Annotated in this window: 9 protein-coding genes; 5 read left to right on the top strand and 4 right to left on the bottom strand. The window is 63.5% G+C overall.

From position 1 onward, the window contains the following. Positions 1–109: 109 nt before the first annotated feature. On the bottom strand, positions 110–2,272 hold the full coding sequence (locus BM083_RS08620; RefSeq protein WP_089868572.1) for a DUF7997 domain-containing protein: 2,163 nt from the start codon (positions 2,270–2,272) through the stop codon (positions 110–112). 164 nt (positions 2,273–2,436) lie between these two features. Here BM083_RS08620 and BM083_RS08615 point away from each other — a divergent pair, with 164 nt between their 5' ends. The 3 genes from BM083_RS08615 to thrS are packed head-to-tail and all read left to right on the top strand — an operon-like array spanning position 2,437 to position 5,649. Beyond that, on the top strand, positions 2,437–3,507 hold the full coding sequence (locus tag BM083_RS08615; protein WP_089868570.1) for a TrmB family transcriptional regulator: 1,071 nt from the start codon (positions 2,437–2,439) through the stop codon (positions 3,505–3,507). After that, positions 3,504–3,644 (top strand): hypothetical protein, encoded by a 141-nt coding sequence (locus tag BM083_RS23245; RefSeq protein WP_177197586.1) that lies wholly within the window; start codon positions 3,504–3,506, stop codon positions 3,642–3,644. The genes BM083_RS08615 and BM083_RS23245 overlap by 4 nt, the downstream gene beginning before the upstream one ends. 58 nt (positions 3,645–3,702) lie before the next feature. Then, positions 3,703–5,649 carry a threonine--tRNA ligase gene (gene thrS, locus BM083_RS08610; protein WP_089868569.1) on the top strand — a complete coding sequence of 649 codons (1,947 nt, stop codon included), beginning with the start codon at positions 3,703–3,705 and terminating at the stop codon, positions 5,647–5,649. 220 nt (positions 5,650–5,869) lie between these two features. On the opposite strand, the gene BM083_RS08605 is transcribed toward thrS, so the two are convergent. Beyond that, complete coding sequence (locus BM083_RS08605) at positions 5,870–8,257, bottom strand: M14 family metallopeptidase (RefSeq protein WP_089868567.1); 2,388 nt, start codon at positions 8,255–8,257, stop codon at positions 5,870–5,872. A 410-nt stretch (positions 8,258–8,667) separates the two neighbouring features. On the opposite strand from BM083_RS08605, the gene BM083_RS08600 reads away from it, so the two are divergent. Together BM083_RS08600 and BM083_RS08595 are read left to right on the top strand one after the other, a co-directional pair. After that, positions 8,668–10,146, top strand: a complete 1,479-nt coding sequence (locus tag BM083_RS08600) for a citrate/2-methylcitrate synthase (protein ID WP_089868565.1) — start codon at positions 8,668–8,670, stop codon at positions 10,144–10,146. 238 nt (positions 10,147–10,384) lie between these two features. Further along, positions 10,385–11,569, top strand: coding sequence for a citrate synthase (locus BM083_RS08595; protein WP_089868563.1), 1,185 nt, complete (start codon positions 10,385–10,387; stop codon positions 11,567–11,569). A gap of 57 nt (positions 11,570–11,626) precedes the next feature. On the opposite strand, the gene BM083_RS08590 is transcribed toward BM083_RS08595, so the two are convergent. Together BM083_RS08590 and BM083_RS08585 are read right to left on the bottom strand one after the other, a co-directional pair. Then, entirely contained in the window at positions 11,627–12,541 is a 915-nt protein-coding gene (locus BM083_RS08590; RefSeq protein ID WP_089868562.1) for a serine/threonine-protein kinase RIO2, read from the bottom strand. 196 nt (positions 12,542–12,737) lie between these two features. After that, positions 12,738–13,061 carry an ASCH domain-containing protein gene (locus BM083_RS08585; RefSeq protein ID WP_089868560.1) on the bottom strand — a complete coding sequence of 108 codons (324 nt, stop codon included), beginning with the start codon at positions 13,059–13,061 and terminating at the stop codon, positions 12,738–12,740. Between the last annotated feature and the right edge of the window lie 71 nt (positions 13,062–13,132).

The raw sequence follows: 13,132 nt of genomic DNA, 5'->3' as shown, positions 1-13,132 counted from the left end.
CTCGCCTCGGTTCTCTTGTCTTCTTCTCACCTCTCTTCTCGCAGTCTACAGTCGAACGACTACCGGTGGTGGAACCCAGCGAACGCCAGTGAGAAGACTCCGACCCGATTCAGTCGTCGGCGACGACGACCTGTTCGTCGAGCATCTCGTACTCGTCCATCAGCGCGACCGTCGCCAGTCGGAGCGCGTGGGGCCATCCGAGCGGCGTCGCGCTGTCGGGCGTCCCGTCGTCGAACACCTGTTCGGGGAGATAGCCACTCTCCATGCAGAGCGCACCGCCGGGCAGACACAGCGAGAGGAGGTCACGGGCCAGTGCGGCGAACTCGGCCGCCCGCGGGTCGTCGTGGTCGTCCAGCAAGGCCGAGAGACTGGCCGCCGCGTGCGCACCCCACGCCGTCGACACCGACCAAATCTTCTCGGCGGGTTGCTCGCGGACGCGCCAACTGTCGCCCTCGTAGCGGTACAGACCGTCGACGCCCTCGTTCGGCGTCCGGCGGAGCGTCTCGACGACCTCTCGAACGTGCGAGACGAGTCGGTCCAGTCGTTCGTCGTCGACCGACTCGACGCGGTCGTAGGCGCGGTGGGCCGCGACGAGACCGAGCGTCGCGGAGTCACAGCGGTCGTCGAGTTCGCCCGCCTCGTAGTCGGTCGGTTCCTTCGCTTCGACGAGTTCTGCGGGCGTCTGTTCGCCCTCGTCGGTCGACGCGGACGCTTCGGAACTCGGATTCGCATCCTCACTGAACTCTCGGAGCGCGTAGATGCCCTTCTCTGGCACCCACAGGTCGTCGACAGCGTCGTAGACACGGGTCGCCTGTTCGGCGGCGTGGTCGTCGTTTGGCAACTCGCTGGCCCCGAGCGTCGCGTAGGCTTCGAGGAACGTCGCCGTCGTGTGGGCGAACCGACCGGTCATGTCCTCCCACGCGTTCTGGCAGGCGACGGGGCGGGCGTCGTCGGCGAGCGTCTCGTCGAGTCCGTCGAGTGCGTCGGCGAGCGTCTCGTCTACCTGTGCGGCGAGGGGAGTATCGTCGTCGAGTCGCTCACGGACGCTGGCGAGGAAGGCGATGACGCTCCCGGTCTGGTCGGCCTGGTAGTCGACGTCGTCACCCGCTTCGAGACGACCGTTCGCCCACCCGGGAGCGAGACTGCCGTTTCGCGGCCAGACGCGGTGAGGCCACGACCCGTCTTCGCGCTGTGTCTCACAGTAGGCCCGGGCGCTCCGGGCGTGCCACGCGTCGAGGTCGAGACCGAACCGCTCGGCCGCTTCGAGACAGAACAGCGAGATTTCGGCGTCGTCGCGGAACCACGTGTAGCCATAGCCACCGGAGTAGGCGTAGTAGGGGTCGAAGTCGGGGCCGGCGATACGGAGACCGGTCTCCGCCGAGAGCAACGAGAGCACCCGAAGGTCGGTCGCCATCGCGTCGGCGTGCGGCGTGTCGGCCGGAACGGGAACGTCGACCTGCGACTGGGCGGCGCGTTCGAGCGACTCGACGTCCGTGTAGGCGACGGCGAGTTCGTCCAGTCGACCGAGTGCGTTCTGCCGAAGCGTCTCCGTGCGGTCGGTGAGGAGTGTCGTGAGCGTCGTCGCATCGTCCTCGAACGGCAGGAAGCAGACGAGATTCCCGGAGAGGCGCGCCTCCTCGTATCGGTCGTCCGAGACGGGCCGCGGCAGGTCGACGGGGTCGGCAGCGAGCACTTCCGCGAACTTGGGCGGCACCTGTCCGTGGAACTCCGCGATACCGGTCGAACTGCCGACGAAGTCGTGTTCGTCGGCGTGATACACTTCGAGAGCGTCGTCGTGGTGGAGTTGGCCGATACGCGTATCCTGGCCGTCGGGGGCGAACCCAACGAAGGCGACGAGGTCCGTCTCGCCGTCTTCGCTGCTCTCGCTGCTCTCGCTGCCCTCGACGTCGAGCGTCACGTGCGTGAGATGCGCATCACCGAGCGTCAGGTCGTACTGCGTGGCGACGCCGTCGTCGAGGACGTGTTCGGTCACGACGAGTGCGGTGTCGTCGTGGTAGGCCTGTGAGCGAACCTCGCAGTCGTCGAACCACGTGACCTCGTTGTCGCGGCGGACGCCGAGACGAGAGCGCTCGACACCGGTCTGACCGGTGAGCGGGTAGCCGAAGTCTCGAACACAACCGTCGGGCGTGACGTGGACGAGTCGGCCGTCTCGCCCCGAGAACAGCCCCTCGGTCGACCGCCGTTCGCCCGGGAACCGTGTCCTGTGGTCTCTGTGATGCTTGTAGTCGTCGAGCGCGTCGCGGAGTTGCATTGGCGAATGCGACGAGAGAACACGTTAAGAACTTTTGGTGTAATTTTCGTTCATGGTTTCAGCAGTAAGTGAAGACGTCGTCGAATGTCGGTCGGGCCGACAGAACCGACCGACGTGGACGCATCCGGGGGATGTAAGTAGGGGTCGTGCACATCTGTAGCAAGATGGACGACCCTACGCTCTCGGACCTGCTTCGGCAGTTCGGCCTCTCGGACAAGGAGGTCGACACGTATCTCACCCTTCTCGAACACGGCGAGGCCAAGGCGAGTACCATCGCCGAGGCGGCCGGTGTCTCCAAGCGCTACGTCTACAGCATCAGCGAGAAACTCGAAGAGCGGGGGTTCGTCTCGGTCAACGACCACGTCGTCCCGACGACCATCCGCGCGAACCCACCGGAGGCAGTCATCGAGACGCTCTCGGGCAACCTCGACCAGATGCGCCCGGAACTGGAAGCACGGTACTCGCAGGCAGCACCCCAGTCCGACGAGTTCGAGGTGGTGAAATCCCGCGTCACCGTCATCAAGCGCATCAAGTCGCTCATCGGCGGTGCAGAGAACGAACTCAGCCTCTCGATTCCGTACGAACACCTCCCCGAAGTCGCCGACGAACTCCGCGAGGCGGTCGACCGCGACGTCTTCGTCCTCCTCGTCGTCACCGGCGTCGACCCGTTGGTCGACCTCGAACTCGACGGTGTCGCCAGTGTCGCCCGCGCGTGGCGCGAACTCATGCCGACGATGGTGACGGCCGACCGCATCTCCAGTCTCATCGCCCCGACCGAGATGATTTCGCGCTCGAACAGCGGCAAGCAGGCCATCGCGTTCACGCAGGAACAGCTCTCGCCCGTCATGGTCGGGTCGTTCTTCGGTAACTACTGGCCGAGTGCGACCGAGGTGTACGTCACAGAACCGGGTGACCTCCCGGGAACGTACACGGACTTTCGCAGCGCCGTTCTACAGGCGACGCTCCATCTCCGCGCCGGATTTCCCGTCTCCGCACGCATCCGTGGACGACCCGTCCACAGCGACAGTGAGACGACCGAGATAGACGGTCGTATCGTCGAAGTTCGACAGGGACTGCTCTCGCCCATCAACAACGACTTTCCCGTCCAGAACGCGCTCGTCGTCGAGACGGACGACGGGACGTACATGGTCGGCGGCAGCGGTGCGTTCGTCGAGGATTTCGAGGCCGAGGCGGTCGAACTCTACGTCGACGAGGACGCGGAGACCGAGGAGTGAGCGACGACACCGACGACTTCCACGACGCCCACGATACCGACTATCACACCACCGACACGGATATATCGCCGTCGTCGCTACAGGTCGGTATGAGTCTGCTGGTCGGTGAGTGCTTTACACGGGTGCCCGCCCGCTAACTCACTACCACCAGGTCTCGACGTATTCTGTGCGGTTCACCCGCAGAGTGACAACACCATGTCCGACGACGACAGTTCACAGCTAGTGGTAACGCTTCCTGACAACTCCCAACGACAGTTCGCCTCCGGAACGACGGTCCTCGACGTCGCCTACGCCATCGGCCCCGGACTCGGCGACGACACGGTGGCCGGTCTGGTCGACGGCGAACTCGTCGACAAAGCGACGCCGCTCGACGCCGATGCGCGAGTCGAGATAGTCACGCGCGACAGCGACGCGTACCTCCGCGTTCTCCGCCACTCGACGGCGCACGTGTTCGCGCAGGCACTGCAGCGCCTCCACCCGGAGGCCCGACTCGCAATCGGTCCACCCACGGACGACGGCTTCTACTACGACGTCGCGAACGACGACCTCGATACGGACGATTTGGCGGACATCGAAGCCGAGATGGCCGACATCGTCGCCGAAGACCTCCCCATCGAACGCGTTCTCGTCGACCGCGAGGAGGCGCTGGCGAGGTACGCAGACAACCCGTTCAAGCGCGAGATTCTGGAACAGGAAGCCGCTGGAGAAAGTCCCGTCTCGTTCTACGAGCAAGGCGAGTTCGGAGACCTCTGTAAAGGTCCACACGTCTCCTCGACGGGCGACATCGGCGCGTTCGAACTCCGCAACATCTCCGCGGCCTACTGGCGCGGCGACGAGACGAACGAGACGCTGACGAGAGTGTCCGGGACGGCGTTCGAGAGTGAAGCGGAGTTACGGACGTTTCTCGAGCGACAGGCGGAGGCCGAACGCCGCGACCACCGCCGACTCGGCCGAGAGTTAGACCTGTTTTCCATCCCCGAGCACTCACCAGGATGTGCGCACTTCCATCCGCGCGGGATGGCGGTTCGCCGCGTGCTGGAGGAGACGATTCGCGAACAGAACGCCCGTCTCGGCTACGAGGAGGTGTGGACGCCGACGCTGAACAGAGCCGAATTGTGGAAACCCTCCGGACACTACGACGCGTTCCGCGAGGCAGGCGAGATGTTCGTGTGGGAGCAAGACGGCGAGGAGTACGGGTTGAAGCCGATGAACTGCGCGAACCACGCGTATCTCTACGGCCGGACGCAACACTCCTACCGTGACCTACCGATTCGGTTCGCGGAGTTCGGCGAGATCTATCGCAACGAGCAGTCGGGTGAACTCTCCGGCCTCTTTCGACTGCGTGGCCTGACGCAAGACGACGGGCACGCCTTCGTCCGTCGGGACCAACTCGAAGACGAAGTCCGGCGCGTCCTCCGGAGTATCGAGGCGTTGTACGACCAGTTCGGACTGGACGTGCTCTACAAACTGGAGACGAAGGGTGACGACGCCGTCGGAAGTGACGAGGTGTGGGAACTCGCGACGACGTCGCTGCGAGACGCACTCGACGCCGAGGGACTGCCGTACGACGTCGCCGACGGCGAAGCGGCGTTCTACGGGCCGAAGATTGGACTCGACGCTCGCGACGCACTCGGCCGAGAGTGGACGATTGGGACGGTGCAGGTCGATTTCAACATCCCCGAACGCCTGGATTTGACGTACGTCGGCGAAGACAACGAAGCGCACCGACCAGTGATGGTCCACCGCGCGCTTCTCGGGAGTCTCGACCGGTTCATGGGCGTGCTCATCGAGCACTGCGCCGGGAAGTTCCCCCCGTGGCTCGCACCGGAACAGGTTCGCATCCTCCCCGTCTCCGACGACCACTTGGACTACGCTCGGCGTGTCGCCGACGAACTCGGCGAGTTCCGGGTCGACGTCGAGACGCGTGAGTGGACGGTCGGTCGAAAGATTCGGCAGGCCCACGACGACCGAATCCCGTACATGCTGGTCGTCGGCGACAGAGAGGCGACGTCGGAGACGGTGTCGGTCCGTGACTGGGACGAACGCGAACGCTCGGACGTGGCTGTCGCTGCCTTCCGTGAAGAGCTACGCAAAGAGTGCGCCGAAAAGCGGGGACGGCCGGCATGTGCCGAGGGAGAGTAGTGAGTTCGCAACCGTTGGCAACGCGTGCGAACGCGTACTTCGGTCGGCGGCGTATACGAGTGTCAGACTGCGGGTGACGGGACGTCCGGGCCCGGCGTGCCTGAGAACGCCGGGTCGGAACGCCCGTCGACTGCTGCGTCGGGTCGAGACGCAAAGTGGCTCGTCCCCTTGCCAGGGAGTCATCGCCGGGTGTCAGCGGGAACCGTGAGTCGGAGAGCGTCTACGCGACGTTCATCTCCGACCCGTCGACGACGACGACGATGTCGTCTGCGCTCCCGTAGGTGACGTCGAAGTGTTCGAGTTCGCCGGTGTACTCGAAGGCGTCGTCCTGCGAGGAGACCTGGCCATCGACGCTGTGGTCGTACAGGGTGTCGCTGTCTTCGAGCGTCCCCGCGTTCCGTAGGTCGCCGGAGACGGCGAACTCGAAGCGGACGACCGGGCCGGTGCCTCGGATTTCGATGAGGTGGGTCTCTTCTTCGACCGAAATCTGTTCGCCGTCGACGGTGACGTCGACGTCGCTCGCACGTCCGTGCGTGACGGTGAAGTGCTCTAACTCGCCCGTGTAGGCGAACTCGTCGTCCTGCGAGGAGACTTGCCCCTCGACACGACTGTCGTAGACAGTGTCCGAATCTTCGAGCGTCCCCGTGTTCCGGAGGTCGCCCGACACCGAGAACTCGAAGCGCGTAACAGGGCCAGTCCCGCCGATGTGGAGAATCTTCTCGGGGGTCTCCTCTTGGACCGAAATCCGGTCGCCGTCGACGGTGACGACGACGTCTTCCTTGTTGCCGTACGTGACGGTGAAGTGCTCCAACTCGCCCGTGTAGGCGAACTCGTCGTCCTGTGAGGACACCTGTCCTTCGACGCGACTGTCGTAGACGGTGTCGCTGTCTTCGAGCGTCCCCGTGTTCCGGAGGTCACCCGACACCGAGAACTCGAAGCGGGTCACTGGACCGGTGCCGCCGATGTGCAGAATCTTCTCGGGGTTCTCCTCCCGGACCGAAATCTGCTCGCCGTCGAGGTAGACGTTGACGTCCTCTTTGTCGCCCTCGGTGACGGTGAAGTGTTCGAGGTCGCCCGTGAACGCGTAGCGGTCGTCCTGTGAGGAGACTTGGCCTTCGACACGACTGTCGTAGACGGTGTCCGAATCTTCGAGCGTCCCCGCGTTCTCGACGCCGCCGGAGACGGAGAACTCGAAGCGAACGACCGGGCCGGTTCCCTCGATGTGAATCTCACGCTCGTCGGTCTCTTGGTCGACCGAGATCTGTTCGCCGTCGAGGTAGACGTTGACGTCCTCTTTGTCGCCCTCGGTGACGGTGAAGTGTTCGAGTTCACCCGTGAACGCGTAGCGGTCGTCCTGTGAGGAGACCTGGCCGGTGACGCGACTGTCGTAGACGGTGTCGCTGTCTTCGAGCGTGCCCGCGTTCTCGACGTCGCCGGAGACGGCGAATTCGAAACGAACGACCGGGCCAGTTCCTTCGATGTGAACCTCGCGTTCGTCGGTCTCTTGGTCGACCGAAATCTGCTCGCCGTCGAGGTAGACGTTGACGTCCTCTTTGTCGCCCTCGGTGACGGTGAAGTGTTCGAGGTCGCCCGTGAACGCGTAGCGGTCGTCCTGCGAGGACACCTGGCCGGTGACGCGACTGTCGTAGACGGTGTCCGAATCTTCGAGCGTCCCCGCGTTCTCGACGCCACCGGAGACGGAGAACTCGAAGCGGACGACCGGACCGGTGCCCTCGATGTGGAGTTCGCTCTCGGACGGTTCGTCGGAACTGCTGGAGTTCGAGGAGTCACTCTTGGACCCGTCCGCGTTCGGCGACTGACCGTACTGGTTCATGATGTGGTCGACCGTGAAGAGATGCCACTGAATCTGTTCTTCCAGCGAGTCGGCCTTCTCGGTCGTCTCACAGAGGAACCCGGGGACGTCGAGATAGCCCGCGATGCGGTGCATGAGCATCTTGCGGTCGGCGTCGAGGGTGTTACCCATCAGGTAGGCCATGTCGCCGGTGAGACCGAACTCGTCGTTCAGGTCGGCGATGGCGTTCTCACCGTAGTCACGAGCAGGCGAGGTCCACGTCGGGAACACCGCTTGTCCGACACTGCCGTCACCGGAGCGCCAGATACCGCGTGCGGAGTGGAGGTCGAACGCGAAGTCGGGGTCGTGTCTCACGACCTCTTCCCAGATGGCACGGGCGATATCGGTGTAGCACTCGCCGCTTCGGGGCGGGAACTGTCGGTTCAGGTCGCCTTCGGGGCCGTGACGGTCGAGTGCGTCGATTGCCGGGACGTTCGCGCGGGGGATGACGACGAGTTTGCCGTGGTCCACCGTCCACGTGGCTATCTCTTCGGCGGCCATGAAGCCGCTGCGTTCGTCGCCGTGGATGCCACCCGTGATGAACGTCGTCGGGCCGTCGTTTCCGGAGTCGTAGACGTGAACCGACGTCTCGTAGATGGTGCCGTCGAGAATCGTGTAGCTGTCTCGACTCGCTGCGGCGACCTGCTGGCTCGTCGCGGAGACTGCGCTTCCTGCGAGACTGAGGGTCGCTGCTGCTTTGAGAAAACCGCGTCGTGAAGTGGTTGCCGGGTCGTCGGTGGATGGGTTCTCAGGCATTGTGTCTACTACAGACTGTCCTACTTTCCATACTTAACAATAATCTAACAATGAAGTAATCGAACGTAGTTACCGGATAGAAACCTCGGTTACCGGCCGGTCAGTGGGTCACAGTTTACCACAGAGAAGCCGTCTCAAGCCCCCTCCGTCGGGGCGGTAGAAACGACGTCGTTCTGGAGGAGGTAGAGAGGAGACCCAGAACACATACAGAATCTGGTAGTTCCACGGTCGTAGCCACGCGAACAACGTCAGTCGTCTGGCCGGGTAGCCGAAACGCGGGACTGAGAGTGAGACTGTATCGAACTCCACCTGTGAGACAGGCGTCGTCGGACGAAGAGCTACCCTCTCGACTCGACGGAGCAGATTCGCCGTAACACTGTTGCCGACGTACCGAAGATATCTGAGAGACCGTGACTCCCTCCGTCTTCGACCCTGGCCTCTCCTTCACCGAAGTCGCTGAGACGGGCCTCAGCGAAATCGACGGCGACACCGGCGAACTGCGAATCCAAGGGTTCGCGGTCGAAGCCCTCGCCGAGAATGCGACGTACGAAGAGGTCGCGTGGTTGTTGTTCGACGGACGGCTCCCTACCGACACAGAGTTAGTCGAGTTCACAGACGAACTCTCGGACGCTCGACGTCTCACAGACGACGTCTACAATCTGATTCGGGCCGGAGCCGACGAGGGCGTCCCGGCGATAGACGTCCTCCGAATGGGACTCGGGGCAGGTAACCTCTACTGTGACAGCGAGGACACCCTCGCCGCAACTCGACGCGTCGTCGCAAGCTGTCCAACCATCGTCGCGGCCTACTGGCGGTATCGCCAGGGGAAAGAACCCGTACAGCCACGTGACGACTTAGCACACACGGCTAACTTCTTGTACATGCTCTCCGGGACGACGCCGGAGAAGTCGACGGTAGACGGACTAGAGACGTATCTGACGACCATCGTCGAGCGCGGCCTCAACGCCTCGACGTTCGCGGCGCGTCTCGTCGGGTCGACTGGCTCTGACCCACTCTCGGCGGCGACCGCTGCCGTGGGTGCACTCAAAGGACCACGACACGGGGGCGCACTCGAACGAACGCTCGAACTGCTCACGGACCTCGACGAGACGGTGGACCCGACAGCAGTGGTTCGGACACGACTGGAAGCCGACGGGTCGGTACCCGGGTTCGGTCACGCCGTCTACGAGACCCGAGACCCGCGAGCGGGCGTCCTCGAACGAGCGGCCGAGCGCGTCGGCGAGCAGGCAGCCGAGCGCGACGGCGAGAGCCGAGAGTCGAAGTCGTTGCTCAGTAGCGCACAACAGCTCGAAACGGCCGCCGAGGAGTACTTCACGACACACGAGCCGACGCGGCAGATTCACGCTACCGTCGACTACTACGCGGCCGTTCTCCTCTCCGAACTCGACGTCCCACCCGAGCTTTTCACTGCGGTCTTCGCCATCGGGCGCTCTGCGGGCTGGATGGCGCACTATCTCGAACAGCTCGAAAGCGAGACGCTGCTCAGACCGCGAACGAGATACGTCGGACCAGAGCGACGACAGTGGATTCCGCGCTCGGACAGAGGCGTCGGCGACGACGCGGGCACGCCGTCGTCCACCGACCTGACGGGAATCTCCTCGGTTCTCAGCACGCTCGCGGAACCGGCTCGGTTGGAGTTACTGTTGATTCTGTACGAGTCGGCGGAACCACTCTCCTACTCGGCGATTCGGGCGCGGAGTTCCATCGACGACAAGGGGCGGTTCAACTATCACCTCCGGAAGCTCCGGAGTCGCTATCTCACGAACACGGACGCCGGGTACTCGTTGTCCGATACCGGTCGGCGAGTCGTCGAGATGCTCCTCGACGACGAGCAACTACTCGCGCGAACGGTCGAAGAGGCGGACTGAGGACCGGAGATAGGGGGAAGCCGCGTTACCCTACGGCAGTGAGACGGTTTTATGACGAGTAAACGGCCAGCGACCGCCGGTAGCGGCGTCTCCATGCGTCGTCCGGGAGCGGAGAACTACGAGACCAAACCTGCCCACAGGCTGGTCGCGCTTCCGTGTTGGCTGCTGGGTGATGTAGAGGGGAAATCGTATTCTCCGAAACGCTATCTCCGACGCTCTCGTCTCTCTATTCGAACGAATGGCCGACCGAGAGCTTCACCGAGGATTGGAGGGTATCGCCGTCGCGGAGACGCGACTCAGCAGTATCGACGGCGAGCGAGGCGAACTCGTCATCGGCGGGTTCCCCGTCGAAGGACTCGCCACACGTGCAACCTACGAGGAGAGTGTGTTCTTGCTGCTCAACGACCGACTGCCGACGGCGGCGGAACTCGACTCGTTCCGCACGGAACTTGCAGGCTACCGAACACTCTCCGAGGAAGTCGAGCAGGTGCTTCGACGCGCGGCACGCGAGAACGTAGATGCGATGGACGCGCTACGGATGGGTGTCGCCGCGGCGAACCTCGGCGTCGACGCGACGGAACCGACGGAACCGACGGAAGCGAGAGAGTACGCGAAGCGACTGGTGAGTGTGATACCGACCATCGTCGCGACGTACTGGCGGTACCGCTCGGGCGACGCGCCAGTAGAACCGCGCGAGGACCTCGGCCACGCCGCGAACTACCTCTACATGCTGTCGGGTGACGAACCCGACCCGGCGGCCGTGCGAGGACTCGAAACCTACCTCAACACAGTCGTCGACCACGGGTTGAACGCCTCTACCTTCGTCGCTCGCTCCATCACGTCGTCCGAGTCGGACCTCGTCTCGGCCGTGACGGGTGCGGTCGGGTCGCTGAAGGGCCCGCTTCACGGCGGCGCGCCGGGGCCGGTGTTGGAGATGCTCCTCACCGTCTACGAGTCCGGCGACCCGGAGGGGTATCTACAGGAGACACTCGACGCCGGTGAACGGCTGATGGGATTCGGTCATCGAGTCTATCGCACGCGTGACCCGCGTGCGACGGTTCTCTCCGGTGCCGCCGAGCGGTTCTACGCCGATGCGGGCGACGAAGCGTTCTTCGACTTCGTCGAAGGGTTCGAAGCGCGGGCAGTCAGTCGACTCGCCGAACACAAACCCGACCGACCGCTGGAGACGAACGTCGAGTTCTACACGGCCGTCCTCCTGTACGGCGTCGGCATCCCACGAGAACTCTTCACCGCGACGTTCGCCGTCTCCCGAGTCGGTGGCTGGGTCGCTCACTGTCTGGAACAGATGGCCGACAACAGAATCGTCCGTCCCCTGTCTGTCTACGTTGGTGACCGTGGCCGGACGTGGACGCCAGTCGACGAGCGCGAGGCGACGAATTCCCCGAAAGCCAGTACGGAGTAGCGTCTCCGCCGCGACGATTCGTGGGGAAAACTCTGATTCCATATCTCGGTATGTGGTTTACGACTCCGCGAACGCGCGGACAGAATCGAACTCGTCGGCGGCGAGTGCGGCCGCGAGTGCGCCGATATCGACCGATTCGGGCGTCTCGGAGGGGTACTTCCGGCGGAAGTACCCGACGACGTTCTTCACGTCGCGTTCGAGGAGCTCCCGAGCGTTGTCGTGGTCAGTCGGAACTGCTTGGGGCCAGTCGAAGACGGTGATACCGCGTTCGCTGATAGCGACGTTGTACTCGCTCATGTCGGCGTGGACGTAGCCAGCGTCGTAGGCCATCACCATCTCGCGGAGGACGAGGTCCAACACGCCGACCACCTGCTCGGATTCGAGTTTCGCGCGGGCGAGTTCGACGCCGTCGAGTTTCGCCATCACGATGGCGTGGCGGTTGTGGTCGACCGGACGAGGAACCGAGACGTCGGGGTAGAGCGTCTCCAATGCCTCGTACTCTCGTTCGGCGGCCTTTCGAGCGGTGTAGAGCCACGAGACGTGGTTCTTGTCGGAGGTGTAGTCGCGCTCTCGGTCGACCTTTCGAAAGTTGGTGTATCCCTCGCGGTGGAACTTCAGCGCCATCGGCTTGAACGACTGGACCTCGTAGACGTCGCTCTCTTTCCCGACGCCGAGAGGCGCGCCGACGCCGTCGATACTCTCGCGCTGCGAGAACGTCCGAAGCGCGAGTGCGTCGTACCCCTCGAACTCCAGTTGGTAGCCCTCGTACTGGATAGTCTTGCGGGTGATGAGGTCCCGCTTCATACAGCGGTCGATTCGGTAGTCGACCTCCTCTTTCGTCAGATTCGCGTAGTCCGGGAGTTTCTCCCGATTGACCCACTTGCTGAAGCGCATCCCGTGCTCGACGCCCGAGAGGAGATAGAAGTCCTCGGGTTCGAGCTCGGCCATCACGCTCGCGATGTTCCGAACCATACTGAAAGGTCGAGGTGGGCGGGTAAAAGGCCCGCGAGTCGGTTACGCGAGTGAATAAACGTGATACGGCGATAGCAAACTGCCCAGAACCGAAGTGAACGTCGGCGTCGCTACGTGCGATGCGAGAGAGACTCTCAGTCGAAAGACTCACTCGAGTTGTCTCAGCCCGTGTAGAAGTGTGAGGGTCGGTGACGCGTTACTCGCGGCGTTCGAACCGGTAGGTCAGCACCTCGTCACTGTCGTCCCACTCGAAGTCACCGGGGTGGACGCGTTTCATCCGCGCTTTGTACGCGTCCAGTGACTCCGACCCTTCACGCTGAGCGTCGGCGTCGGTGAAGTCGCCGAGCGTTCGGTGGTCGACGCTCGTGACTTCGAACGTCTCGTCTTCGATGGCGAACGTGTCGCCTTCTTCGGCGTATCGGTTACTCGCTCCGCGAGTGAGTTGTGTGATGTCGCCGGACAGCACCGCCTGTTTCACGCGTTCGTTCGGGAGCAGGTCGTCGACGTCGATAGTGGACATACTCGTACGTGGGACGCCAGCGACAAAAGATTCTGTACGCCGGCGAACGAGAAGTACGCGTTCGAGGTGTC

The sequence above is a fragment of the Halogranum rubrum genome, from assembly GCF_900114455.1.
In the GTDB taxonomy this organism is placed as follows: domain Archaea; phylum Halobacteriota; class Halobacteria; order Halobacteriales; family Haloferacaceae; genus Halogranum; species Halogranum rubrum.
The sequence above is the reverse complement of the archived record's forward strand: the minus strand, read 5'-3'. Positions and strand labels throughout refer to the sequence as shown.

What these genes read in the sequence shown, in the direction of transcription:
- thrS (WP_089868569.1), top strand. Translation starts at nt 3,703, where the DNA reads ATGTCCGACGACGACAGTTCACAGCTAGTGGTAACGCTTCCTGACAAC.
- BM083_RS08615 (WP_089868570.1), top strand. Translation starts at nt 2,437, where the DNA reads ATGGACGACCCTACGCTCTCGGACCTGCTTCGGCAGTTCGGCCTCTCG.
- BM083_RS08620 (WP_089868572.1), bottom strand. Translation starts at nt 2,272, where the DNA reads ATGCAACTCCGCGACGCGCTCGACGACTACAAGCATCACAGAGACCAC.
- BM083_RS08585 (WP_089868560.1), bottom strand. Translation starts at nt 13,061, where the DNA reads ATGTCCACTATCGACGTCGACGACCTGCTCCCGAACGAACGCGTGAAA.
- BM083_RS08605 (WP_089868567.1), bottom strand. Translation starts at nt 8,257, where the DNA reads ATGCCTGAGAACCCATCCACCGACGACCCGGCAACCACTTCACGACGC.
- BM083_RS08590 (WP_089868562.1), bottom strand. Translation starts at nt 12,541, where the DNA reads ATGGTTCGGAACATCGCGAGCGTGATGGCCGAGCTCGAACCCGAGGAC.
- BM083_RS08595 (WP_089868563.1), top strand. Translation starts at nt 10,385, where the DNA reads ATGGCCGACCGAGAGCTTCACCGAGGATTGGAGGGTATCGCCGTCGCG.